Raw genomic sequence first — 24,853 nt, 5'->3', positions numbered from 1 at the left:
GTAAAATAATCAAAGTTGCGAAAGAGCCCATTCATGCCGTTTCGTCCCGTTCTTGCCACCCTGGTCCTGACCGTTTCCGGTCTGGCCTCCGGTTCCGCCCACGCTGTATCGCTGTCGTCGTCGGAGATCCTGAAGCAGTTTAATACGGTTGTGCTGGGCAGCGCCACGTCCAGCTCGCATACCGATGGCCGTACCTATGTCGGCGGCGCGCTGTCGGGCGGCGATTACGTGCAGCATATAAACCAGACTCCGCAGTCCAGCTACGCCGGGCTGACCGTGGCCGGCGCGGCGACCAACGTCAAGGTGAACGGCCTGGGCGCGGTGGTCGGCGGCGGCCTGAGCAACTCCACCGTCAACAAGGGCAGCAGCGTGATCAAGGGCGGCGTCAGCAACAGCAACCTGAACGGCGCGGCCTACGTCGAGGGCAGCAGCAGCGGCAATTTCAACGGCGGCAAGCTGGACACGCCGGATGAGGTGATGGTGGCCAACCTGGTGGCCTCCACCTCCACCAACTTCGGCAACGTGCTGGGCGGCCTGTCGAACAGCCTGAAAACGCTGGGCAGCACCGGCAGCAGCGTCGTCTTCGACGGCAACCTGGCCATCTTCAACGCGGTGGCCAACGCCAGCGGCGTGGCCGTGTTCGACCTGACCGCGATCGACACCGTGCTGTTCTCCAAGGGCGAGTTCCTCTTCAACCTGAACGGCGCCAGCAGCGTGATCCTGAACACCGACGTCAAGAGCGCCAACATCAGCGCCAACTTCCTGGGCGGCTCGGCGCAGCAGTACGGCAGCAAGCTGCTGTGGAACTTCTACGACGCCACCGACCTGACCATCAACAACCAGTGGGGCGGCTCGCTGCTGGCCACCGGCGCCTATCTGACCAACAACCAGAACATCGAAGGCGGCGTGTTCGTCAACGGCCTGAACCAGCGCGGCGAAATCCACCTGCAAAGCTTCACCGGCACGCTGGCCGGCAATGGCGGCGACGGCGCCGCCGGCGCGCCCGCCTCCAGCGTGCCGGAACCGGGCAGCATGGCGCTGTTCGCGGCCGGCCTGGGCGTGATGGGCTGGCTGTCGCGCCGCGCGCGCCGGCCTAGCGCGCCGCGCCATCAGCCGCTGGCTGGCTGACCACCGCCGGCTGGCTGATCGCGGCCAGCACCATGCGCACGATGGTGTCCTCGCCATCGTCGTAATCCTTGCGGGCCAGCTGCCTCTTGTCCAGCACCAGCGCCATCTGCGCCGAGAAGTCGGCGTAGGACTGCGTCATGGCCCAGATCATGAAGATCAGGTGGGTGGCGTTGAGCGGCGCGATGCGGCCCGCCGCAATCCATTTTTCAAACACCTCGATATCCTTGCGCAGCAGCGGCACCACGCGGCGCCGGATCTGCTCGCCGTACAGCTGCGCGCCGCTGATGACCTCCATCGCATACACGCGGGACGCCCACGGCTGCTCGCGCGAAAAGCGCAGCTTGGCCTGGATGTAGGCGCGCAGCACGTCGCGCGGGTCGTGCTCCTCGTCGGCCAGGCTCTCCATGCGTTTCAGCCAGTCGTCCAGCACGTCGTCCAGCACGCGCTGGTACAGCGCCTGCTTGGTGGGGTAGTAGTACATCAGGTTCTGCTTCGACATCTCGGCCGCGTCGGCGATCGCGGCGATGGACGTGCCTTCGTAGCCGCACTCGGCGAACATGCGCACCGCCACGGCGGCGATGTCGGCCTCCAGCTTGTCGCGGTTGATGACGCGGCGCTTGCTCTTGGGGGCGGCGGCGAGGCCGGGAACCACATTCAGTTTGGCTGCTGGCATGGCGCTCTCTTTCAACTTGGACGAACCGATTGCAGGAACTGGCGCAGCTGCGGGCTGTCGCTGTAGGCGGCGTTGAAGCGGAACCAGATGCTGGTGCAGGGGCGCAGCATGAAAAACTCGCCCGGCGACAGCAGGATGCCGGACTTCAGCGCCAGGTCGGCGATGGTCCTGCCGTTCATGGCGGGCGAGGGCGGCTGTTCCCAGCCCGCGCTGACGAACATGCCGCCGCGCGGCTGCGCCAGCGGCCGCACCCCGGCCGCCGCCAGGTTCTCGATGCTGCGGCTGCGGCCTTCCTCCAGCTGGCTGGCCAGCTTCTCCACCATGCGCCGGTAGGGCCGCGCGGTAATCGCGTGGAACACCGCGCGCTCGTTGATTTCGGAGGTGGTGAGGCCGGCCAGCATTTTCACGCGCAGCAGTTCCGGCAGCAGCGAGTTGGAGGCCGAGATGGAACCGACCCGCAGCACCGGCGACAGGGTCTTGGAGAAGCTGCCCACGCGGATCACGCGGCGCAGCCCGTCCATCGCCGCCAGCGAAGCTTCGCCGCGCTGGGTCAGCTCGCGGTAGATGTCGTCCTCCACCAGCCAGAAGTCGAACTGCTCGGCCAGTGCCAGCAGGCGGTGCGCCTGGGCGTGCGTGAGCGAGGTGCCGAGCGGATTTTGCAGCACCGTGTTGACGAACATCAGCTTGGGGCTGTGGGCCTTGGCCTGCTCGGCCAGCGCCGCCATGTCCAGGCCGTTGGCGTCGCGCGCAATGCCGACCGGGATGCAGCCGTGGTGGCGTATCAGCGACAGCAGGTTGCTGTAGCCGGGGTCTTCCACCAGCACGGTGTCGCCCGGCTTGGTCAGGGTACGCAGCACCAGGTCGAAGGCGTGGGTGGCGCCGTGCGTGAGCAGGATCTGCTCCGGCTCCACCGGGTACAGCTCCTCGCTCAGCACCGCCGCCATGTGCTGGCGCAGCGTGGGGAAGCCGAGCGGGTGGCCGTAGCCGCGCAGGCGGTTGGCGGGAATGCGCATGGCCTGGCGCACCGCGTCCAGGATGGTGTCCTCGCCGTACCACTCGGGCGGCAGCCAGCCGGCGCCGACCGGCAGCGCCTCGGACACGCCGGAATACAGCTCGGGCGTGAGCGCGTCGATGTGGACCGGGGCGGGGTGGTGCGGCTGCGGCAGCAAAGTGGCGGGCACGTCCTGGCGGGCCACGAAATAGCCGGAACCGCGCCGCGAGGACAGCAGGCCGAGCGTGACCAGGCGGTCGTAGGACTCGACAACTGTAAAGGTGGACACGCCATTACACTTTGCGAATTGTCTAACCGACGGCATTTTCGTGCCGATGCGCAACTCGCGGCGGGCTACCATGCCGGTGATGGCGGAAACGATCTGGTCCACCAAGCTGCCTTTGCGGGCCCGCTCTATGGACAGCACGGGCCAGCCGCCGCCATCGTCCTGGCCGCAGCCCTGCTCGTCCGCCGGCGCTGTGCTCACCGCTTCATCCATTAAATGGTTTCCAAATAAAGTTATTACAAAACTGTATCGTTTTTGTGACCTGTACGGTTGGCTGGTTTTGCTGATTGTGTATCTGTGCCATAGTGAAGCTGCTGACTATTATTGCACCATGATTTTGCCAACTGGTAAAGACTTTTACGGTTTGTAAAAAATTAAGGAGAAATGCATGAACGAGTCCCGCCCCGCATCCATGTCGTCGTTCTGGATGCCCTTTACGAACAACCGCGATTACAAGGCCAATCCGCGCCTGCTGGTGTCGGCCGAAGGCGTGTACTACAAGGACGTGGACGGCAACGCCATCCTGGACGGCACGGCCGGCCTGTGGTGCGTGCCATGCGGCCATGCGCAGCCGAAGATCGTGTCGGCCGTGCGCGAGATGATAGGCCAGCTCGATTTCGCGCCCACCTTCCAGATGGGCCACCCGGCCGCCTTCGACCTGGCCGAGCAGCTGATGGAGTACACCAACCACAAGTTCGGCCACGTGTTCTACACCAACTCCGGTTCCGAAGCGGTCGACACGGCGCTCAAGATCGCGCTGGCGTACCACAAGGCGCGCGGCGAGGCCAGCCGCACCCGCTTGATCGGCCGCGAGCGCGGCTACCACGGCGTGGGCTTCGGCGGCATCTCGGTGGGCGGCATCGCCGGCAACCGCAAGCCCTACGGCGTGATGCTGCCCGGCGTGGACCACCTGCCGCACACGCACAACCTGGAAAAGAACGCCTACACGCGCGGCGAGCCGGAACACGGCGCCAACCTGGCCGACGAACTGGAACGCATCGTCGCGCTGCACGACGCGTCCACCATCGCGGCGGTGATCGTCGAGCCGGTGGCCGGTTCCACCGGCGTGCTGATCCCGCCCAAGGGCTACCTGAAGCGCCTGCGCGAGCTGTGCACCAAGCACGGCATCCTGCTGATCTTCGACGAAGTGATCACCGGCTTCGGCCGCCTCACCACGCCGTTCGCCGCCGACTACTTCGGTGTGGAGCCGGACATGATGACCACCGCCAAGGGCCTGACCAACGGCGTGATCCCGATGGGCGCGGTGTTCTCCAAAAAATTCATCCACGACGCCTTCATGGAAGCGCCGGCCGGCATCGAGCTGTTCCACGGCTACACCTATTCGGGCCATCCGGTGGCCTGCGCCGCATCGCTGGCGACGCTGGAAGTGTTCAAGGAGCAGAACATCCTGGAGCACGCCAAGGGCATCCAGGAGTACTGGGCCGACGCGGTGCATTCGCTGAAAGGCCTGCCGCACGTGATCGACATCCGCAGCATCGGCCTGATCGCCGGCATCGAGCTGGCGCCGATCGAAGGCAAGCCGGGCGCGCGTGCCTTCAACGCCTTCAAGAAGGCCTTTGCGGACGGCATTTTGATCCGCACCACGGGCGACATCATCGCGCTGTCGCCGCCGCTGGTGTTCGAGAAGAAGCACATCGATGAACTGTTTGAGAAGCTGGCCAAGGTACTAAAAAATCTCGACTAAGACTATAAGACTAAACCCACAAGGAGACAGTCATGCTGGTAGGCGTACCGAAAGAGATCAAGAATCAGGAATCCCGCGTTGGCCTTACCCCGGCCAGCGTGAAAGAGCTGGTCCTGCGCGGACACCAGGTGCTGGTGCAGAAAAACGCAGGCGCGGCCATCGGTCTGACCGACGCGATGTACGAGGGCTCGGGCGCTTCCATTATCGATACGGCGGCTGAAATCTTCGCCCGCGCGGAGATGATCGTGAAGGTGAAGGAACCGCAGCCGCAGGAATGCGCCATGCTGCGCGAAGGCCAGATCCTGTACACCTATCTGCACCTGGCTCCCGACCCGGAGCAGACCCGCGCGCTGGTGAAATCCGGCGCGGTCTGCCTGGCGTATGAAACCATCACCGGCGCCAACGGCGGCTTGCCGCTGCTGGCGCCGATGAGCGAAGTGGCCGGCCGCATGTCGATCCAGGCCGGCGCCGCGCACCTGGAGAAATCGAAGGGCGGCATGGGCCTGCTGCTGGGCGGCGTGCCGGGCGTGGCGCCGGGCCACGTGGCCATTATCGGCGCCGGCGTGGTGGGCACCAATGCGCTGCAGATGGCGGTGGGCATGGGTGCGCGCGTGACGGTGCTCGACAAAAGCGTGGACCGCCTGCGCCAGCTGGACCTGGTGTTCGGCAACCGCGTCTCCACCATGTACTCCAACGCGCACACCATCGAGGAAGCGGTGCTGGACGCGGACCTGGTGATCGGCGGCGTGCTGGTGCCCGGCGCGGCTGCGCCCAAGCTGGTGACCAAGGACATGATTTCGCGCATGAAGAAGGGCGCCGTGGTGGTGGACGTGGCCATCGACCAGGGCGGCTGCTTTGAAACTTCGCACGCCACCACGCACGAGCAGCCCACCTTCATGGTGGACGGGGTGGTGCACTACTGCGTGGCGAACATGCCGGGCGCGGTGGCGCGCACCTCCACCTTCGCACTGAACAACGCCACCATCGCGCACGCGGTGGCGCTGGCCGACAAGGGCTGGAAACGCGCGCTGCAGGCGAACCCGCATTTGAAGAACGGACTGAACGTTTGCCTGGGCCAAGTCACCTATGAAGCGGTGGCGCACGGCCTGGGCTACCCCTATATTTCGGCCGACTCGCTGTTGGCCTGACCGGAGCAAAGAAGCATGAGCAATTTAGACACCATCACCCATTTCATCAACGGCGCCAAGGCGGATACCACGAGCGGCCGGTATGGCGACGTGTTCAATCCCGCGCTGGGCGAACCGGTTGCGCGCGTGGCGCTGGGCACGGCCGAGGAAGTGGATGCGGCCGTGCAGGCCGCCGCTGCAGCCTTCCCGTCCTGGTCGGCCACGCCGCCGCTGACCCGCGCGCGGGTGCTGTTCAAGTACCTGCAGCTGTGCCAGCAGCACACCGACGAATTCGCCGCCATGCTCACCCGCGAGCACGGCAAGACCTTCAGCGACGCGCAGGGCGAAGTGGCGCGCGGCATCGAGATGGTGGAGTTCGCGGTGGGCATCCCGCAGCTGCTGAAAGGCGAATTCACCGACCAGATCTCGCGCGGCATCGACGCCTGGTCCATGCGCCAGCCGCTGGGCGTGGTGGCCGGCATCACGCCGTTCAACTTCCCGGTGATGGTGCCGATGTGGATGTTCCCGGTGGCCATCGCCTGCGGCAACACCTTCGTGCTCAAGCCTTCCGAACGCGACCCGTCGCCTTCGCTGCTGCACGCGAAACTGCTGAAGGAAGCCGGCCTGCCGGACGGCGTGTTCAACGTGATCCAGGGCGACAAGGTGACGGTGGACGCCATCCTCGACCATCCGGTGGTGCAGGCGGTGAGCTTCGTCGGCTCCACGCCGATCGCCGAATACATCTACGCGCGCGGCAGCGCAAGCGGCAAGCGCGTGCAGGCTTTGGGCGGCGCCAAGAACCACATGGTGGTGATGCCGGACGCGGACATGGACATGGCGGTCGATGCGCTGATGGGCGCGGCCTACGGTTCGGCCGGCGAACGCTGCATGGCGATCTCGGTGGTGGTGGCCGTGGGCGACGCGGGCGACAAACTGGTGGGCGCACTGAAACAGCGCACCGCTGCACTGAAAGTACGCGACGGCATGGAGGCGGGCGCTGAAATGGGGCCTGTGGTCACCAGCGCCGCCAAGCAGCGCATCGAGCGCCTGATCGGCGAGGGCGTGGAGCAGGGCGCCACGCTGGTGGTCGATGGCCGCGATTTCAAGGTGCCGGGACGCGAGAACGGCTTCTTCGTCGGCGGCACCTTGTTCGACCACGTCACCTCCGACATGACCATCTACAAGGAAGAAATCTTCGGCCCCGTGCTGTGCGTGATGCGCTGCCCGGACGTGGTCCACGCCGTGGAGCTCATCAACAACAACGAGTACGGCAACGGCGTGGCCATCTTCACGCGCGACGGCGGCGTGGCGCGCGAATTCGTGCGCCAGATCCAGGTGGGCATGGTGGGCGTGAACGTGCCGCTGCCGGTGCCGATGGCCTTCAACAGTTTCGGCGGATGGAAGCGCAGCCTGTTCGGCGACCATCACGCCTACGGCCCGGAAGGCGTGCGTTTCTACACGCGCCACAAGGCCGTGATGCAGCGCTGGCCCAACACCGCCAGCGCTGGCGCGGAATTTGCATTTCCGCAGATGAAGTGACTTTGACTGCAGGGGCAGCCCCAATAGGGGCAGGCCCCAGAATTTTTTCTCGGGATAAAAACATGATCGCCACACTCACTCACCTACCGCAGCCGAAAGCCACGAACGCCGAGTTGGGCGAACACTTCACCGACCTGGCGCCGCCGCTCAACGCGCGCCAGGCCGCGATTGAAAGCGCGCGCTGCCTGTACTGCTACGACGCGCCGTGCACGCGCATCTGCCCTACCGAAATCGATGTGGCCAGCTTTATCCGCAACATCCACGACCACAACGTCAACGGCGCGGCGGTCGGCATCCTGAAGCAGAACATCCTCGGCGGCAGCTGCTCGCGCGTCTGCCCCACCGAGATCCTGTGCGAGGACGCCTGCGTGCGCAACCACGACGCCGAAGGCCAGCCGGTGAAAATCGGCCTGCTGCAGCGCTACGCGCTCGACAACATGACGCTGCAGGAGCATCCCTTCCAGCGCGCCGCATCCACCGGCAAGAAGATCGCCGTGGTGGGCGCCGGCCCGGCCGGCCTGTCCTGCGCGCACCGCCTGGCCATGCTGGGCAACGACGTGGTGATCTACGAGGCGCAGCAGAAATCCGGCGGCCTGAACGAATACGGCATCGCCAAGTACAAGCTGACCAACGACTTCGCGCAGAAGGAAGTCGAGTTCCTGCTTGGCATAGGCGGCATCGGAGTGCGCCACGGCCAGACCCTGGGCGGCAACCTGCAGCTGAAAGACCTGCACGCGCAGTACGACGCCGTGTTCCTCGGCCTGGGCCTGGGCGCCAGCCGCCAGCTGGGCCTGACCGGCGAGGACGCGCCAGGCCTGCTGGCCGCCGTGGACTATATTTCCGAGCTGCGCCAGGCCGACGACCTGAGCAAGCTGCCGGTGCCCAAGCGCGCCATCGTTATCGGCGCCGGCAACACGGCCATCGACATGGCGGTGCAGATCCAGCGCCTGGGCGCGGAGGAAGTCACGCTGGTTTACCGGCGCGGCTTCGGCGACATGAGCGCCACCCGCCACGAGCAGGACATCGCCAAGGCCAACCAGGTGCGCATGCGCACCTGGGCCGCGCCGCAGCAGGTGCTGCTGGACGGCGACGGCAAGGTGTGCGGCATGCGCTTCGAGAACACGGTGCTGGAGAACGGCCGCCTGGTCGGCACCGGCGTCACCTTCGAGCTGCCGGCCGACGCCGTGTTCAAGGCCATCGGCCAGAGCATGGACGGCGCCAGCCTGTCGGACCCCATGGCGTCAACCATCGCGCGCGAAGGCGACAAGATCCACGTGGACGGCCATTACCGCACCGTGGTGCCCGGCGTGTACGCGGGCGGCGACTGCGTGGCGCCGGGACAGGACCTGACGGTGCAGGCGGTACAGCACGGCAAGTTGGCAGCGCAGGCGATTCATCACGACATTCTTAACCAAGTGGAGGCTGCATAATGGCCGATCTGAGCGTCAACTTCTGCGGCATCAAATCGCCTAACCCGTTCTGGCTGGCCTCCGCGCCGCCGACCGACAAGGCGTACAACGTGGTGCGCGCATTCGAAGCAGGGTGGGGCGGCGTGGTGTGGAAAACGCTGGGCGAAGATCCCGCCGCCGTCAACGTGTCGTCGCGCTACTCGGCGCACTACGGCAAGAACCGCGAAGTGCTGGGCTTCAACAACATCGAGCTGATTACCGACCGCTCGCTGGAGATCAACCTGCGCGAGATCACGGAAGTGAAGAAGGCCTGGCCGGACCGCGCCATCGTGGTGTCGCTGATGCTGCCGTGCGAGGAAAAGCTGTGGGCCGACATCCTGCCGCTGGTGGAAGCCACCGGCGCGGACGGCATCGAGCTGAATTTCGGTTGCCCGCACGGCATGCCGGAGCGCGGCATGGGCGCGGCCGTGGGCCAGGTTCCCGAGTACGTGGAGATGGTGACGCGCTGGTGCAAGACGCACAGCAAGCTGCCGGTGATCGTCAAGCTCACGCCCAACATCACCGACGTGCGGGCGCCGGCGCGCGCGGCCAAGGCCGGCGGGGCGGACGCGGTTTCGCTGATCAACACCATCAACTCCATCACGCACCTGGACCTGGACCGCATGGTGGCTTTCCCTGCGGTGGGCAACGCCAGCACGCACGGCGGCTACTGCGGCACGGCCGTCAAGCCGATCGCGCTGAACATGGTGGCCGAGATCGCGCGCGATCCGCAGACCAGGGGCTTGCCGATTTCTGGCATCGGCGGCATCGGCAACTGGCAGGACGCGGCCGAGTTCATCGCGCTGGGCGCCGGCTGCGTGCAGGTGTGCACGGCGGCCATGCTGCACGGCTTCCGCATTGTCGAGGAAATGAAGGACGGCCTGTCGCGCTGGATGGACGAGAAGGGCTACAAGAACATCGGCGAGTTCACCGGCAAGGCGGTGCCGAACACCACGGACTGGAAATACCTGGACATGAATTACCAGGTGATCGCGCAGATCAACCAGGACGAATGCATCAAGTGCGGGCGCTGCTACGTGGCCTGCGAGGACACCTCGCACCAGTCCATCGCGCAGTTGATCGACGCGGCGGGCGTGCGCACTTACGAGGTGATCAAGGAGGAATGCGTGGGCTGCAACCTGTGCGAGATCACCTGTCCGGTGCAGGGCTGCATTACCATGGTGCCGCAGGATACGGGCAAGCCGTATATGAACTGGACCCAGGATCCACGCAACCCGCGGCGCGAAATCAAAGCCGCGTAAGCGTAGTATGAGCAGCGACCATAAGCCGCAACTTCCGGGAGAGATGCAGTGAATAATGATTTGTCCGGCAGCACCCAACTCTGGAACGAAGACCTGGCGCCGACCAGCGCCGCCCAGCGCACCTGGCGCTGGTATCACTTTGCGGCCCTGTGGGTCGGCATGGTGATGTGCATTCCGGCCTACACCCTGTCGGCCAGCCTGATCGAAGGCGGCATGTCGGCCTACCAGGCCGTGTTCACCGTCTTCATCGCCAACGCCATCGTGCTGCTGCCCATGCTGGCCATCGGCCACGCGGGCACCAAGTACGGTATCCCGTACGCGGTGCTGGCGCGCGCCTCCTTCGGCACCACCGGCGCGCGGCTGCCGGCGCTGATGCGCGCCATCGTCGCCTGCGGCTGGTACGGCATCCAGACCTGGTTCGGCGGCCAGATGATCTACACGCTGATCGGCGTCATGCTGGGCGGCGAGATCGGTGGCGAAAAGATCGCCGGCCTGGGCATCAACGGCATGCAGCTGCTGTGCTTCCTGGCTTTCTGGGCCATCCAGTTCTGGTACATCGTGCACGGCATGGACGCCATCCGCAAGCTGGAAACCTACACCGCGCCGCTGAAGATCCTGATCTGCTTCGTGCTGCTCGGCTGGGTGTACCAGAAGGCCGGCGGCTTCGGCCCGCTGCTGGACCAGCCCTCGCAGTTCGTCGAAGGCGGCAAGAAGGCCGGCCAGTTCTGGTCCACCTTCTGGCCTTCGCTGACCGCCATGGTCGGTTTCTGGGCCACGCTGGCGCTGAACATCCCCGACTTCACCCGCTTCGCCAAGACCCAGCGCGACCAGCTGGTGGGCCAGAGCGTGGGCCTGCCGGTGCCCATGGGCCTGCTGGCCGCGCTGGCGGTGATCGTCACCTCCGCCACGGTGGTCCTGTACGGCAAAGCGATCTGGGACCCGGTGGACCTGGCCAGCCGCATGACCGGCGTGGCCGTGCTGGTGGCGCTGATCATCCTGCTGATCGATACCGTCAGCGTGAACCTGGCGGCCAACCTGGTGGGCCCGGCGTATGACTTTTCCGCGCTGGCGCCGAAGCAGATCAGCTACCGCGCGGGCGGCTACATCACCGCCTCCATCGCCATCGTCATGATGCCGTGGAAGCTGCTGGAGTCCACCCAGGGCTACATCTTCACCTGGCTGATCGGCTACTCGGCGCTGCTGGGCCCCATCGCGGGCATCCTCATCATCGACTACTACCTGATCCGCAAGACTGAGCTCAACGTGGCGGACCTGTACCGCGAAGACGGCCAGTATTCCTACGGCACCGGCTGGAACACCGCCGCCATCGTGGCCTTCGTCCTGGGCGTGGCGCCGAACATTCCCGGCTTCCTGAACGCGGCCTTCCCGGCCTCCTTCCCCGGCGTGGGCGAGGTGTTCAAGACCATCTACACCTACGCCTGGTTCGTCGGCATCGCCATCTCGGCGCTGGTCTACGGCGTCATGATGAAGGGCCGGGCGGCTGCGGCGCTGCGACCGGCCGCACAGCCTTAAATCCTCTGGAGAACCACAACATGACCACCATTATTCGCGGCGGCACCGTCGTCAACGCCGACCGGGCGTTCAAGGCCGATGTGCTGTGCTACGGCGACAAGATCGTCGCCGTGGGCGAGAACCTGGATGCGCCGGCATCGGCCACCGTCATCGACGCCAGCGGCCAGTACGTGATGCCGGGCGGGATAGATCCGCATACGCACATGAACCTGCCCTTCATGGGCACGGTGACGGCGGACGACTTCTTCACCGGCACCGCAGCCGGCCTGGCGGGCGGCACTACCACCATTATCGACTTCGTCATCCCGAGCCCGCAGCAACCGCTGATGGAGGCTTACCACCAGTGGCGCGGCTGGGCCCAGAAGGCGGCCGGCGACTACACCTTCCACGTTGCCATCACGTGGTGGGACGAGAGCGTGCACCGCGACATGGGCACGCTGGTGCGCGACCACGGCGTGAACAGCTTCAAGCACTTCATGGCCTACAAGAACGCCATCATGGCGGACGATGAAACGCTGGTGAAGAGCTTCCGCCGCTGCCTGGAGCTGGGCGCGATCCCCACCGTGCACGCGGAGAACGGGGAGCTGGTCTACCAGCTGCAGCAGGACCTGATCCGGCAGGGGCTGACGGGGCCAAGCTCGCATCCGCTGTCGCGTCCTCCCGCCGTGGAGGCGGAAGCGGCCAACCGCGCCATCGCGATTGCGAACGTGATGCATACGCCGCTCTACATCGTGCATGTGTCCTGCCAGGAGTCGCTGGAGGCCATCACGCGGGCGCGCGCCAACGGGCAGCGCGTGTACGGCGAAGCGCTGGCGGGCCACCTGATCATCGACGACAGCGTGTACCAGCACGAGGACTTCGAGTTCGCGGCGGCGCACGTGATGAGCCCCCCGTTCCGCAGCAAGCAGCACCAGGCCGCGCTGTGGCACGGCCTGCAGGGCGGGAACCTGCACACCACCGCCACCGACCACTGCACCTTCTGCGCCGAGCAGAAGGCGGCCGGCAAGGACGACTTCAGCAAGATCCCGAACGGCTGCGGCGGCGTGGAAGACCGCATGGCGGTGATCTGGGACGCGGGCGTGAACACGGGGCGGTTGACGCCATCCGAGTTCGTCAAAGTGACCTCGGCCAACGCGGCGCAGATCTTCAACATCTACCCGCGCAAGGGACTGATCGCGGTGGGTTCGGACGCCGACATCGTGGTGTGGGACCCGCAGGGCACGCGCACCATCTCGGCCAGGACCCAGCACGCCAAGGGCGGCTTCAACGTGTTCGAAGGCCGCACCGTCAAGGGCATACCGACCACCACGCTGGCGGCGGGGAATCTGGTCTGGCACAAGGGCGAGCTGCGCGCCGTCGAGGGCGCCGGCCGCCATATCGACCGCCCTGCGTTCAAACCCGTGTCGGCTGTTTAAACCGCGCCGTATAAGGAGCAACCATGAATGAATTACGCGTCAACGGCGACCGCCTGTGGGCATCCCTGATGGAACTGGCCAAGATCGGCGCCACCGAGAAGGGCGGCGTCAAGCGCCTGACCCTGACGGACCTGGACAAGCAGGGCCGCGACCTGGTGGTCGGCTGGGCCAGGGAGGCCGGCATGAGCATCACCATCGACCAGATCGGCAACGTCTTCATGCGCCGCGACGGCGCCAACAACGCGCTGCCGCCCATCATGACCGGCAGCCATATCGACACCCAGCCCACCGGCGGCAAATTCGACGGCAACTACGGCGTATTGGCCGGCATAGAAGTGGTACGCACGCTGAACGACCATGGCGTGAAGACCGAAGCGCCGATCGAAGTGGCCTTCTGGACCAACGAGGAGGGCTCGCGCTTCGTGCCCGTGATGATGGGCTCCGGCGTGTTCTGCGGCGCCTTCACGCTGGAGCATGCGTACGCGGCCAGGGACACCGAGGGCAAGACCGTCGGCGAGGAGCTGGAGCGCATCGGCTACAAGGGCGACCAGGTGCCGGGCCAGCACCCCATCGGCGCCTACTTCGAGACCCATATCGAGCAAGGCCCGGTGCTGGAAGACGAGGACAAGGTGATCGGCGTGGTGCCCGCCGTGATGGGGCTGTCGTGGTACGACTGCACCGTCACCGGCATGGAGGCGCACGCGGGGCCGACGCCCATGCATTTGCGGAAGGACGCGATGCAGGTGTCCACCCGCATCATCCAGGAAGTGGTGTCGATTGCAAACCGCTATCCGCCCTACGGCCGGGGCACGGTCGGCATGTTGCAGGTTTTCCCCAACAGCCGAAATGTTATTCCCGGCGAGGTAAAATTCAGCATAGACTTGCGTAACGTTAACGACGAACTGCTCAACACCATGCACGAGGAAATGTTGGCCTTCATCGACAAGACCCGCAGCGAAACCGGGCTCGGCATCAAGATCGAGCGGGTTTCCTACTATCCGCCATGCCCGTTCCACCCGGACTGCGTGGACGCGGTGCGCAGCGCGACGGCCAAGCTGGGCTACTCCACCATGGACGTGGTGTCCGGCGCGGGGCACGACGCCATATACGCGGCGCGCGTGGCGCCGGCCGGCATGATTTTCGTGCCGTGCAAGGACGGCATCAGCCACAATGAAATCGAGGACGCGAAAGCCGAACACCTCGAAGCAGGCTGCAACGTGCTGCTGCACGCCATGCTGGAACGGGCAAGAGCCATGCAATGACCAGCGATCCGCGCCCGCTGCCGAGGGATACCGAAGCTCAGCGGCTGGGTGCGCGTCTCGCTTGCACGCTCGATAATATTACCGACGCCTTCCTGATGCTGGACCGGGACTGGCGCCTGACCTTCATCAACCGCGAAGCCGAGCGCCTGCTGCAATGCAAGCGGCAGGATGTGATCGGCATGAATATCTGGGAAAAATTCCCGGAAGCGGTGGGCGGGCCGTATTACAAGGCCTACCACCAGGCCGTCGCCACCCGCAGTTCGGTACTGTTCGAAGAATATTACGAACCGCTGAACCTGTGGACCGAGGTGCGGGCCTACCCGTCCGACGACGGGATTGCGATCTACTTCCTCGACATCAGCACCCGCAAGGCGCAGGAAGCCGAATTCCACAAGCTGGCCTTTTTCGACCGCCTGACCGGCCTGCCCAACCGCCAGCTGCTGGTGGACCGCATCGGCCGCGCGCTGGAGCGGTGCAAGCGCAGCCGGCATTGCGGCGCGGTGCTGTTCATCGACCTGGACAACTTCAAGTCCGTCAACGACGCGCGCGGGCACGACAAGGGCGACATCCTGCTGCAGCAGGTGGGCGGGCGGCTCACGCAGTCGGTGCGCGGCAGCGACACTGTGGCGCGCTTTGGCGGCGACGAATTCGTGGTGCTGCTGGAGGAGATGGGCCAGGGCGGCGAAGTGGCGGCACAGCACGCACGCGGCGTGGCCGACAAGATACTGCGCGCTTTCGACACGCCGTTCGACATCGACGGCGTGCAGCATTACAGCACGCCCAGCGTGGGCGTGACCATCATCGACAGCACCAGCGGCAGCACGGAGGACGTGCTGAAGCGGGCCGACCTGGCCATGTACCAGTCCAAGGCGGCGGGGCGCAACACCAGCACCTGGTTCGAAGCCGGCATGGAGCAGCGCGTGGCCGCGCGCGCGGCGCTGGAGGCGGACTTGCGGCAGGCGCTGGGCGAGGGCCAGTTCGAGCTGCACTACCAGCCGCAGTGCGACCTGCGGCGGCGCATGACGGGCGCCGAGGCGCTGCTGCGCTGGCGCCATCCGCAGCGCGGCATGGTGCCGCCGGGCGAGTTCATTCCGCTGACCGAGGAAACCGGTATCATCATCCCGCTCGGCGGCTGGGTGCTGCGCACCGCCTGCGCGCAGCTGGCGCGCTGGGCGGAGGATCCGCACACCGAAGGGCTGCGCATGGCGGTGAATGTCAGCGCGCAGCAGTTCCACCGGCCCGACTTCGTGGAACAGGTGATGGCGTCGCTGGCCGAAACCGGTGCGCGCGCCGACCGCCTGAAGCTGGAGCTGACCGAAAGCCTGCTGCTCAAGGACGTGGAGACCACCATCGCGCGCATGGAGCGCCTGCGCGCGGTGGGCGTGGGCTTTTCGCTGGACGACTTCGGCACCGGCTACTCGTCGCTGTCCTATCTGCACCGGCTGCCGCTGGAGCAGCTGAAAATCGACCGCTCCTTCATCTGGGACGCTGGCACCGGGCGTCACGGCAAGGCCATCGTGCACACGATCGCGGGACTGGGCAAGGCGCTGCGCATCGAGGTGATGGCCGAAGGCGTGGAGACCGAGGCGCAGCTGGCGCTGATCGACGAGGGCGGCTGCCACCTGTTCCAGGGCTATTTGTACAGCAAGCCGCTGGCGCCGGATGAGCTGGCGGCATTTATAGCACAGGCGGAACTGGCCGGTTTTCACGTATGATGCAGGCTGGCCCACGCGAATAAGAACCTGTGCAAGAACCTGTGCAAGCCCCGATGCATCGAAATGACCTGGTCAGCTGCCATGACTGCGGCGTGCTGCATCTGCGCCGCCCGCTCGGGCCGCGCGAGAAGGCGCGCTGCGTGCGCTGCGGCTCGGTGCTGTACCGGGGCGCGCCGCCGAACCTGGACCGGATCACCGCCATCACGCTGGGCGCCATCATCGTTTTCCTGATCGCCCAGTTCTTCCCCATCGTTGAACTGGACGTCAACGGCTACACTACCAGTGCCACGCTGCTGGGCGCCATCCGCGTGCTGTGGCAGGAGCAGATGCAGGTGGTGGCGGTGAACGTGCTGCTGTTTACCTTCGTCTTCCCCGCCATCGAACTGGGCGCGCTGCTGTACGTCACGCTGGCGCTGCGCGCCGGCTACCAGCCGCCCGGCTTCCACCGCCTGCTGCGCGCGGTGCGCAAGGCGCGCCAGTGGGGCATGACCGAGGTGCTGATGATCGGCATCCTGATCACCATCATCAAGATGACCAGCCTGGCGCAGGTGATCGCGCAGCCCGGCCTGTTCGCCTTTGGCGCGCTGACGCTGCTGCTGACGGTGGTGGTGTCCTTCGATCCGCGCGCGCTGTGGATCATCGGCGACAGCATTGATGCGGCGGCCGGTGCGCCGCAGCCGGGCCGCCCGATGCGCTACGCCGCCCTGGCCCGTGGGGCCCGCCCGCTGGCCTGCCACGCCTGCGGCCTGGTGGCCGCCGACAGCGGCGCGCATGGGCCGGGACAGCGCCAGCACTGCGCGCGCTGCGGCAGCACCTTGCACCGCCGCCTGCCGGACAGCATAGGCCGCACCTGGGCGCTGCTGCTGGGCGCGGCCATCCTCTATATTCCCGCCAACCTGCTGCCGGTGATGTATACGCACTCCCTGTTCGGCAAGGAAGACGACACCATCATCAGCGGCGTGGTCTACTTTTGGACCAGCGGCTCGCCCGCGCTGGCGGCCATCATCTTCATCGCCAGCATCGTGGTGCCGGTGGCCAAGCTGGGCGCGCTGGCGCTGCTGGCCTACACCTCGCAGCGCGGTTCGCGCTGGCGGCCGCGCCAGCGCACGGTGCTGTACCGGATGGTGGAATTCGTCGGCCGCTGGTCGATGCTCGATATTTTCGTCATCACGCTCACGGTGGCGCTGGTGCGTTTCAGTTCGCTGGCCGTCATCACCGCCGGACCGGGCGCGCTGGCGTTCTGCGCGGTGGTGGTGCTGACCATGCTGGCGTCCATGCAATTCGATCCCCGTTTGATCTGGGATCCTGTACAGAAATCTGGAGAGAACCATGCCTGAACAAGAAGGCGAACAAGCTGTTTTACACGAGCCGCAAGTGGAGAAGGCCAGCCGCTGGCTGCCTTCGCTGGTGTGGCTGGTGCCGCTGCTGGCGGCGCTGATCGGCCTGGGCCTGGTGGCCAAGTCGGTGCTGGACCAGGGACCGGTGGTGGAGGTGAGCTTCCGCAGCGGCGACGGCCTGGAGGCGGGCAAGACCAAGGTGAAGTACAAGGACGTGGACATCGGCATCGTGCGCACCATAGCGCTGCAGGAGGACCTGTCCAAGGTGCTGGTGACGATAGAGATGACAAAGGAAGCCAAGCGCTTCACGGCGGCAGACACCCGCTTCTGGGTGGTGCGGCCGCGCGTGGGCGCATCCGGCGTGTCCGGCCTGGGTACCTTGCTGTCGGGCGCCTACATCGGCGTGGATGCCGGCAAGGGCGCGCTGGGCACCGAAAAATTCACGGGGCTGGAGCGCGCGCCGCCGGTGACGGTGGACCAGAAGGGTAGCCAGTTCACGCTGCACGCGGACAGCCTGGGCTCGATCGACATCGGTTCGCCGGTGTTCTACCGCCGCATCCAGGTGGGGCAGGTGATCGATTTCGCGCTGGAGCCGAAGGGCGCCGGCGTGAGCATGCGGGTGTTCGTGAACGCGCCGTACGACCAGCACGTGGGCAAGAACACGCGCTGGTGGCACGCCAGCGGGGTGGACCTGCGGCTGGACTCGAGCGGCTTCAAACTGAATACGCAGTCGCTGGCGGCGCTGCTGGTGGGGGGCATCGCGTTCGAGTCGCTCAGCGGGCAGAAGCCCGATGCGGTGGCGCCGGGCGGCTCGGAGTTCCTGCTGGCGGACGACCAGGCCAGCGCCATGCGCGAGCCGGACGGGCAGCCGATATCGAGCGTGTTCTATTTCGACCAGTCGCTGCGCGGCCTGTCGCCCGGCGCCACGGTGGACTTCCGCGGCATCGTGCTGGGCGAGGTGCGTTCGGTGGGCGTGGAGTACGATCCGAAGAAGAAGAACTTCCGCATGCCGGTGACGGTGGACCTGTATCCGGCGCGGCTGGGCAAGCGCTTCCAGCAGGCGCTGGCGGCGGAGCCGGAAGGCAAGGCCGGTTCCGAGGTGCTAGAGCGCATGGTGAGCCGTGGCTTGCGCGCGCAGCTGCGCACCGGGAACCTGCTCACGGGGCAGCTGTATATCGCGCTGGATTTCTTCCCGAACTCGGCGCAAGTGAAGCTGGACGTGGACGCGTATCCGCTTGAGATACCGACCGTGCCGAACAGCCTGGAAGAACTGCAGACGCAGATCGCCAGCATCGCGCGCAAGCTGGACCAGGTACCGTTCGCGGACATCGGCAACAACCTGAACGCCACGCTGAAGAATGCCAACGCGCTGTTCAAGCAGCTCGATTCGCAGGTGCTGCCGGAGATGCAGGGCACACTGGGCGCGGCCAAGCAGACTTTCGGCGCGGCCGAGCAGCTGCTGCAAAAGGATTCGCCGGTGCAGTCCGACCTGCGCGAAGCGCTGCAGCAGCTGACGCAGACGATGCAATCGCTGAACGCGCTGTCCGATTACCTGGAACGCCATCCCGAGTCGCTGATCCGGGGCAAGCAAGGAGATAAGAAATGATGCGATCCTTCCGCCATGCCGCCTTGGCGGCAGCCGCCGCACTGCTGACGGGTTGTGCCGGCTCGTTGCCGGCGGAGCGCTTCTACAGCCTGACCGCCGGCGCGGCGCAGCCTGCGGGGCCGGCCGCTGGGCCGGCACCAGCACCCTCGTCGGCTGCGCCTTTGTACGTCGAACTGCAGGCCGTCACCGTGCCGCAGCAGGTCAGCCGCAACCAGCTGGTGGTGACCAGCGGCGCGGGCAGGGTGGAGCTGCTGGAGCAGGAGCGCTGGGCTGCGCCGCTGGCGTCCGAGATCGGGCAGGCGCTGTCGCTGGGCGTGACCGCCGAGCTGGGCGCCATCGATGTGTTCCGCACGCCGACGCCGGAACAGGCCACGGTGTACCGCGTCAGCACCAATGTGCAGCGCTTTGAATCGGCGCCCGGCCAGTACGCGCTGGTGGACGCCGTGTGGAGCGTGCGCAGAGTGGGCAGCAACAAAGTGCTCACCTGCCGCAGCACCGCCGAGGAAAAGGTGGCGCCGGGCTACGACGCGCTGGTGGCAGGCTACCGCCGCGCCGTCGCGCGCATCGCCGCGGACATGTCGCAGGTCATCCGCTCGATGAGCGCCGGCGCGCCGCCGGCATGCCCGGCCGCAGCACCGGCCGCAGCTTAGGCCGAAGCACGGCCCGTCATTACTGTGCCAGGTCCGGCTCGGTGATGAAGCGCGACTCGGCCGCCCACACGGCGCAAGCCCGCGCCAGCAGCTTGGCTTCGCCGTCGGCCAGCACGCCGTCGGCATCGGCGATATTCCACATGCCGCGCAGCAGCTCGCGGCGCAGCTCCGAGTCCGTGATATCGGCCAGCAGCATGTCGATGTTGGCCGGGTCCAGCTCCACATAATCCTGTTTTACGCTGCTGCTCAGCAGGTCGTAGCACAGGTCCTGCACCAGGTCATGAAAAGTATCCAGGTCGATATCGATATGTTCCAGCAGGCGCGAACGTTCCAGCGCGCGCAGCTCGGACGGCGCCATTTGGCCGTCGACCACCATGGCCAGCGCCAGGATACGGCCCGCCGCGCTGGCGCTGTTTGGAATGTAATGTCGCATTGTGTTGCTCCTTCTTCGGGTGAATCGAGTGAAATCAGTTGTTCTTGCTATTGCGCGTTGCGTACAGGCTGGCCACCACGCTGCCCGCGATCAGTGTCGCCACCACGGTCAGCGAGACGTGCACCGGCATGTGATACCAGGGCATGATCAGCATCTTCGCGCCGATGAACACCAGCACCATGGCCAGGCCATATTTGAGCAGGTGGAAGCGGCCCGCTATGTCGGCCAGCAGGAAGTACAGCGCCCGCAAGCCCAGGATGGCGAACATGTTCGACGTGAACACGATGAACGGGTCCGACGTGATGGCGAAGATGGCCGGGATCGAATCGACCGCGAACACCAGGTCAGTGGCTTCGATCAGGATCAGCACCAGGAACAGCGGCGTCACATAGCGCAGGCCATCCTTGAAGACGAAGAACTTCTCGCCATGGTCGCCCTCGGCCACCCGCAGGTGGCGCCGCGCCAGGCGCAGCACGGGGTTCTTCTCCAGGTCCGGCTCGTGGTCCGCCGCCACCATCATGCGGATACCGGTGATGGCCAGGAAGGCGCCGAACACGTACAGCATCCAGCTGAACTCACTCACCACCCAGGCGCCGGCCATGATCATCACGGCGCGCATCACGATGGCGCCCAGCACGCCGTAAATCAGCACGCGGCGCTGGTACTCGGGCTTCACGTGGAAGGACGAGAAGATCAGCAGGAAAATGAAGATGTTATCGACCGACAGCGCCTTCTCGATCAGGTAGCCCGACAGGAATTCCAGCGCCTTGCGCTCGGCGATTTCCGGCCCCACGGCGCCCTGCAGATACCACCACAGCCCGGCGTTGAACAGCAGAGCGAGCGAGAACCAGATCACCGACCAGGTGCCCGCTTCGCGCACCGTGACCTTGTGCGCCTTGTCGCCGCCAAAGACGTATAAGTCCAGTGCCAGCATCGCCAGCACGAAGGCGACAAAGCCGGCCCACATGGGCGCTGTCGCAAACTGCTCCAAACCGTTCATAGCCAACCTCCTTTGTCGAAAGACCATGGTAAGCATTCCTGTGGCATCGAACAATTCGAATATACTTGCTCAATACATCGAAAAAACTGATGTTTAAGGAAAACTGATGACCACGCTGAACTTCAAGCACCTACGATATTTCTGGATGGTGGCGCGCACCGGCAGCATCGCCAAGGCGGCCGAGCAGCTGCATTTGACGCCGCAATCCATCTCCGGCCAGCTGAGCGAGTTCGCCGATACGCTGGGCGTGGAACTGTTCCGCCGCGTGGGACGCCGGCTGGAATTGACCGACACCGGCCAGCGCATGCTGCACCACGCGGAGGAGATCTTCCGTTCCGGCGACGAGCTGCTGGAAGTGGTGCGCGACCAGGCCGCCACGGCCACGGCCAGCTTCCGCGTCGGCGTGTCGGACTCGGTGTCCAAGGCGATTGCCTGCGAGCTGGTGGCGCCGGCGCTGTCGCTGCCGTCGCCGACCCGGCTGATTTGCCGCGAAGGGCGCATGGAAGCCTTGCTGGCCGACCTGGCGGTGCACAAGCTGGATCTGATCATCGCGGACCGCGCCATGCCCAGCCACCTGCACGTGCGCGGCTACAGCCACCTGCTCGGCGAAAGCCAGCTGCGGGTGCTGGCCGCGCCGGTGCTGGCTGCAGGGCTGCAGGGACAGTTCCCGGCCTGCCTGAACCACGCGCCGCTGCTGCTGCCGGGCGAGGACTTCGCCGTGCGGCCCAAGCTGATGCAATGGCTGCAGGAGAACGTGGCGCATTCCAACGTGGTGGGCGAATTCGACGACAGCGCCATGATCAAGGCCTTCGGCCAGTCCGGCGCGGGGCTGTTCTTCGTGCCGGCCGCGATTGCGGGCCGCGTGTGCCAGCAGTACGGCGTGGCGGTGGTGGGCAGCATTCCGGCGCTGCGCGAGCGCGTGTATGCCATCACCACCGAGCGCCGCATCAGCCATCCGATCACGCAGGCCATCAGCCAGGCCGCTCAGCGCACCTTGTCCGCCTGAGGCCTGAGCGCGTCCACCAGCTCGCGCGCGTAGCCGGGCAGGTCGCTGTAGTGGCGCATGCAGATCAGCAGCTTGCGCACGGCCCACGGGTCGGTGAGGTGGACGTGGCGGATATCCATCGCGTCGCGCGAGCGCAGCACGGCCGATTCGGGCAGCACCGCCAGGCCGGCGCCGCTGGCGGCCATGCGGCACACCGCGTCCAGGCTGCGCAGGCGCACGCGGTAGATCAGCCGCTTGCCCAGCCGCGCCGCATGGCCGGCGATGTATTTGTGCAGCGCGCTGTCGCCCGCCAGGCCGATGAAGTCGTAGCCCAGCGCGTCGGTAAAGGCCATGCTGCGCTTGCGTTTCAGCTGCGCGGCCAGCGGGTGCTGCGGCGACATTGCCAGCACCAGCCTGTCGTCGCGGAAGGGGCAGGTTTCCAGGCCGGTGCTGTCCACCGAATCGGCGATCACGCCGATGTCGGCCAGGCCGTCCTTGATGGCTTGCACGATGTCGTAGCTGAGCCGCTCTTCGAGGTCGATGTTCACCTGCGGATGCGCGGCCATGAAGCCGGCCAGCGCGTCCGGCAGGAATTCCGCCAGCGCGGAGGTATTGCACAGCACCCGCACATGGCCTTTGAGGCCGGACGCATACTCGCCCAGGTCGGCGCGCATCTTTTCCATTTGCTGGGTGATCATGCGCGCATGGTGCAGCAGCGTGCGTCCCGCCTCGGTGGTCTCCACGCCGCGCCGGCCGCGCTCGAGCAGCGGCACGCCCAGCATGTCCTCCATGCCGCGTATGCGCGCGCTGGCCGACGCCAGCGCCAGGTGCGACTGTTCGGCGCCGGAAGTGATGCTGCCGCTTTCGGCCACGTGCATGAAAAGGCGCAGGTCGGTCAGGTCGAATCTCATGGTGTCTTCGGATTTTACGTAGGCAGCCTGAGTATATTCCACATTTTCGCCGCCAGCGTGCCGTGCCAGACTGCGAACTATGGAAAATATCATCTACATCACCGTGGTGTTCCTGCTTGCAGGGTTGGTCAAAGGCGTAACCGGCATGGGGCTGCCGACGGTGGCGGTGGCGCTGCTCAGCCTTGTCATGACGCCGGTGGAGGCGGCGGCGCTATTGATTGTGCCTTCGCTTTTGACGAATGTCTGGCAGCTTTTGTCGGGCGCGCCGGTGTATCCGCTGTGGCAGCGCCTGTGGCCGATGATGGCGGGGATCTGCATCGGGACCGGTGCGGCCACACTGGTAGGCACGCTGGTGGGCGGGGCACTGGCTTTCGATGCGAAAATGGCCAGCGGCGCGCTGGGCATGGCGCTGGTGGCGTATGCGGCCATGGGGCTGCTGTCGCTGCGCTGGCGCTGGCGCGGCAGCGAGGCGGCCATGTCGCCGGCGGTCGGCGCGCTTACCGGCGCCATCACGGCGGCCACCGGCGTGTTCGTGATCCCGGCGGTGCCGTACTTGCAGGCGCTGGAGCTGGAGAAGGACGATCTGGTGCAGGCCATGGGGTTGGCGTTCACGGTGTCGACACTGGCGCTGGCAGTGTCGCTGGCGGCGCGCGGCGCCTGGCAGCCGGCGGCGGCGGGGCTGTCCTTCGCGGCGCAGCTGCCGGCGGTGGCGGGCATGCTGCTGGGGCAGCGCCTGCGCAGCCGCATGCCGCCCGAATTGTTCCGCAGGTGCTTCCTGTTTGCGATGCTCCTGCTGGGCATGCACCTGGCGCTGGACGCGGCCTGGCATTGAGCCCGGCCATGCGTCAAGGCAGCGTGTTCAACACCTCGGCGATCTGCTCGCGCAGCCAGCGGTTGGCCGGGTCGCTGTCGACGTTGGCGTGCCAGTACAGCTGGTTGTCGATATGGGCCAGTTCCAGCGGCAGCGCCAGCAGCTGGTGGCCGAACTGCTGGTTCAGCACCTGGCCGTAGCGCTCGGGCATGGTCAGCAGCAAATCGGTCTGGCTCACCACCGTGCAGGCGGTGTAGTAGTGCTGGCAGCGCATGCGGATGCGGCGCTGCAGGCCGCGCCGGCTCAGCTCCACGTCCTCCAGACTAGGCCCGCTGCGGCGCGAGCTGACCTGGATATGCTCCTGCCGCAGATACATCTCCAGGTCCAGCGCGCCCTGTACTTGCGGATGCCCTGCGCGCACCAGCACCACCGTCTGGTCGGACGGCAGCCGCATCTGGCGGATGTCCTTGGACAGCGGCAGCAGCAGGTCGATCGCGGCGTCGATGCTGCCCGCCGCCAGTTCGCCTTCCAGCTCGCCGCGCGCCACCCGCAGCGCATTTACCCCGACCGACGGCGCTGCCGAGGCGATGCGCGCCATCAACGGCGGCAGGATGGTGGGCTCCACCACGTCGCGCATGGCAAGGGTGAAGGTGCGCTCGCTGGTGGCCGGGTCGAAGCGCTCGGCGCCGCTCAGGGTCACCTCGAATCCGCGCAGCGCCTGCCGCACCGGTTCGATGATGCTGCGCGCCAGCGGCGTGGGCACCATCACGTGGCCCTGGCGCTCGAACAGCGCGTCGTTCAGCAGTTGCCGCAGGCGCGCCAGCGCGTGGCTGACGGCCGGCTGCGTGAGGTTCATCTTCAGGCTGGCGCGCGTCAGGCTGCCTTCTGTGTAGATGGCGTCGAACACGACGAACAGATTCAGGTCGACCTTGGATATATGCATGATGTTTATTGGGATGCATTAAAACTATTCATTTGATGAATTCTACATCGGGCGCTAAGCTCTGTTTATTCTTTTGTTACACGGAGTACGCGC

Annotated in this window: 21 protein-coding genes; 15 read left to right on the top strand and 6 right to left on the bottom strand. The window is 66.1% G+C overall.

Annotation, left to right across the window (positions count from 1 at the left end; all coding sequences use genetic code 11):
• Positions 1 to 33 precede the first annotated feature (33 nt).
• Positions 34 to 1,128: a collagen-binding domain-containing protein gene (locus AC56DV_RS25215; protein WP_496316956.1), complete on the top strand. Its 1,095-nt coding sequence runs from the start codon at positions 34 to 36 to the stop codon at positions 1,126 to 1,128.
• On the opposite strand, the gene AC56DV_RS25210 is transcribed toward AC56DV_RS25215, so the two are convergent.
• Together AC56DV_RS25210 and AC56DV_RS25205 are read right to left on the bottom strand one after the other, a co-directional pair.
• Positions 1,094 to 1,801, bottom strand: a complete 708-nt coding sequence (locus AC56DV_RS25210; RefSeq protein WP_496316955.1) for a TetR/AcrR family transcriptional regulator — start codon at positions 1,799 to 1,801, stop codon at positions 1,094 to 1,096. The two genes, AC56DV_RS25215 and AC56DV_RS25210, sit on opposite strands and share 35 nt — an antisense overlap.
• Positions 1,802 to 1,812: 11 nt before the next feature.
• Positions 1,813 to 3,291: an aminotransferase-like domain-containing protein gene (locus AC56DV_RS25205; RefSeq protein WP_496316954.1), complete on the bottom strand. Its 1,479-nt coding sequence runs from the start codon at positions 3,289 to 3,291 to the stop codon at positions 1,813 to 1,815.
• A gap of 175 nt (positions 3,292 to 3,466) precedes the next feature.
• On the opposite strand from AC56DV_RS25205, the gene aptA reads away from it, so the two are divergent.
• From aptA to AC56DV_RS25145, 12 genes are all read left to right on the top strand, one after another.
• On the top strand, positions 3,467 to 4,783 hold the full coding sequence (aptA, locus tag AC56DV_RS25200; RefSeq protein WP_496316953.1) for an omega-aminotransferase AptA: 1,317 nt from the start codon (positions 3,467 to 3,469) through the stop codon (positions 4,781 to 4,783).
• 32 nt (positions 4,784 to 4,815) lie between these two features.
• Entirely contained in the window at positions 4,816 to 5,931 is a 1,116-nt protein-coding gene (gene ald / locus AC56DV_RS25195) for an alanine dehydrogenase (protein ID WP_496316952.1), read from the top strand.
• A gap of 15 nt (positions 5,932 to 5,946) precedes the next feature.
• Positions 5,947 to 7,449 (top strand): CoA-acylating methylmalonate-semialdehyde dehydrogenase, encoded by a 1,503-nt coding sequence (locus AC56DV_RS25190; protein WP_496316951.1) that lies wholly within the window; start codon positions 5,947 to 5,949, stop codon positions 7,447 to 7,449.
• 62 nt (positions 7,450 to 7,511) lie between these two features.
• On the top strand, positions 7,512 to 8,879 hold the full coding sequence (locus AC56DV_RS25185) for an NAD(P)-dependent oxidoreductase (protein WP_496316950.1): 1,368 nt from the start codon (positions 7,512 to 7,514) through the stop codon (positions 8,877 to 8,879).
• The gene (gene preA, locus AC56DV_RS25180; RefSeq protein ID WP_496316949.1) at positions 8,879 to 10,159 is read left to right on the top strand and encodes an NAD-dependent dihydropyrimidine dehydrogenase subunit PreA; all 1,281 of its coding nucleotides are present in this window, start codon (positions 8,879 to 8,881) and stop codon (positions 10,157 to 10,159) included. The genes AC56DV_RS25185 and preA overlap by 1 nt, the downstream gene beginning before the upstream one ends.
• Before the next feature lie 48 nt (positions 10,160 to 10,207).
• Positions 10,208 to 11,692 (top strand): NCS1 family nucleobase:cation symporter-1, encoded by a 1,485-nt coding sequence (locus tag AC56DV_RS25175; protein WP_496316948.1) that lies wholly within the window; start codon positions 10,208 to 10,210, stop codon positions 11,690 to 11,692.
• 20 nt (positions 11,693 to 11,712) lie between these two features.
• Complete coding sequence (gene hydA, locus AC56DV_RS25170) at positions 11,713 to 13,107, top strand: dihydropyrimidinase (RefSeq protein ID WP_496316947.1); 1,395 nt, start codon at positions 11,713 to 11,715, stop codon at positions 13,105 to 13,107.
• A 23-nt stretch (positions 13,108 to 13,130) separates the two neighbouring features.
• The gene (locus AC56DV_RS25165; protein ID WP_496316946.1) at positions 13,131 to 14,369 is read left to right on the top strand and encodes a Zn-dependent hydrolase; all 1,239 of its coding nucleotides are present in this window, start codon (positions 13,131 to 13,133) and stop codon (positions 14,367 to 14,369) included.
• Positions 14,366 to 16,084 (top strand): putative bifunctional diguanylate cyclase/phosphodiesterase, encoded by a 1,719-nt coding sequence (locus AC56DV_RS25160; RefSeq protein WP_496316945.1) that lies wholly within the window; start codon positions 14,366 to 14,368, stop codon positions 16,082 to 16,084. The genes AC56DV_RS25165 and AC56DV_RS25160 overlap by 4 nt, the downstream gene beginning before the upstream one ends.
• A gap of 53 nt (positions 16,085 to 16,137) precedes the next feature.
• Positions 16,138 to 17,421 carry a paraquat-inducible protein A gene (locus AC56DV_RS25155; RefSeq protein WP_496316944.1) on the top strand — a complete coding sequence of 428 codons (1,284 nt, stop codon included), beginning with the start codon at positions 16,138 to 16,140 and terminating at the stop codon, positions 17,419 to 17,421.
• Positions 17,414 to 19,027 carry a PqiB family protein gene (locus AC56DV_RS25150; protein ID WP_496316943.1) on the top strand — a complete coding sequence of 538 codons (1,614 nt, stop codon included), beginning with the start codon at positions 17,414 to 17,416 and terminating at the stop codon, positions 19,025 to 19,027. Before AC56DV_RS25155 ends, AC56DV_RS25150 begins: the two co-directional genes overlap by 8 nt.
• On the top strand, positions 19,024 to 19,677 hold the full coding sequence (locus AC56DV_RS25145) for a PqiC family protein (RefSeq protein WP_496316942.1): 654 nt from the start codon (positions 19,024 to 19,026) through the stop codon (positions 19,675 to 19,677). The genes AC56DV_RS25150 and AC56DV_RS25145 overlap by 4 nt, the downstream gene beginning before the upstream one ends.
• A gap of 19 nt (positions 19,678 to 19,696) precedes the next feature.
• On the opposite strand, the gene AC56DV_RS25140 is transcribed toward AC56DV_RS25145, so the two are convergent.
• Together AC56DV_RS25140 and AC56DV_RS25135 are read right to left on the bottom strand one after the other, a co-directional pair.
• Complete coding sequence (locus AC56DV_RS25140) at positions 19,697 to 20,110, bottom strand: tellurite resistance TerB family protein (RefSeq protein WP_496316941.1); 414 nt, start codon at positions 20,108 to 20,110, stop codon at positions 19,697 to 19,699.
• A gap of 34 nt (positions 20,111 to 20,144) precedes the next feature.
• Positions 20,145 to 21,110 (bottom strand): TerC family protein, encoded by a 966-nt coding sequence (locus tag AC56DV_RS25135; RefSeq protein WP_496316940.1) that lies wholly within the window; start codon positions 21,108 to 21,110, stop codon positions 20,145 to 20,147.
• 106 nt (positions 21,111 to 21,216) lie between these two features.
• Here AC56DV_RS25135 and nhaR point away from each other — a divergent pair, with 106 nt between their 5' ends.
• The gene (gene nhaR, locus AC56DV_RS25130) at positions 21,217 to 22,116 is read left to right on the top strand and encodes a transcriptional activator NhaR (RefSeq protein WP_496316939.1); all 900 of its coding nucleotides are present in this window, start codon (positions 21,217 to 21,219) and stop codon (positions 22,114 to 22,116) included.
• Here nhaR and AC56DV_RS25125 read toward each other — a convergent pair.
• Entirely contained in the window at positions 22,095 to 23,006 is a 912-nt protein-coding gene (locus tag AC56DV_RS25125; RefSeq protein WP_496316938.1) for a LysR family transcriptional regulator, read from the bottom strand. The genes nhaR and AC56DV_RS25125 overlap by 22 nt on opposite strands.
• A 79-nt stretch (positions 23,007 to 23,085) precedes the next feature.
• Here AC56DV_RS25125 and AC56DV_RS25120 point away from each other — a divergent pair, with 79 nt between their 5' ends.
• Positions 23,086 to 23,838 (top strand): sulfite exporter TauE/SafE family protein, encoded by a 753-nt coding sequence (locus tag AC56DV_RS25120; protein ID WP_496316937.1) that lies wholly within the window; start codon positions 23,086 to 23,088, stop codon positions 23,836 to 23,838.
• Positions 23,839 to 23,851: 13 nt separating this feature from the next.
• Here AC56DV_RS25120 and AC56DV_RS25115 read toward each other — a convergent pair whose 3' ends face one another.
• Complete coding sequence (locus AC56DV_RS25115; protein WP_496316936.1) at positions 23,852 to 24,760, bottom strand: LysR family transcriptional regulator; 909 nt, start codon at positions 24,758 to 24,760, stop codon at positions 23,852 to 23,854.
• Positions 24,761 to 24,853 lie beyond the last annotated feature (93 nt).

It is taken from the genome of Massilia sp. BGA-UO-ETr-WB1 (assembly GCF_059567845.1).
The sequence above is the reverse complement of the archived record's forward strand: the minus strand, read 5'-3'. Positions and strand labels throughout refer to the sequence as shown.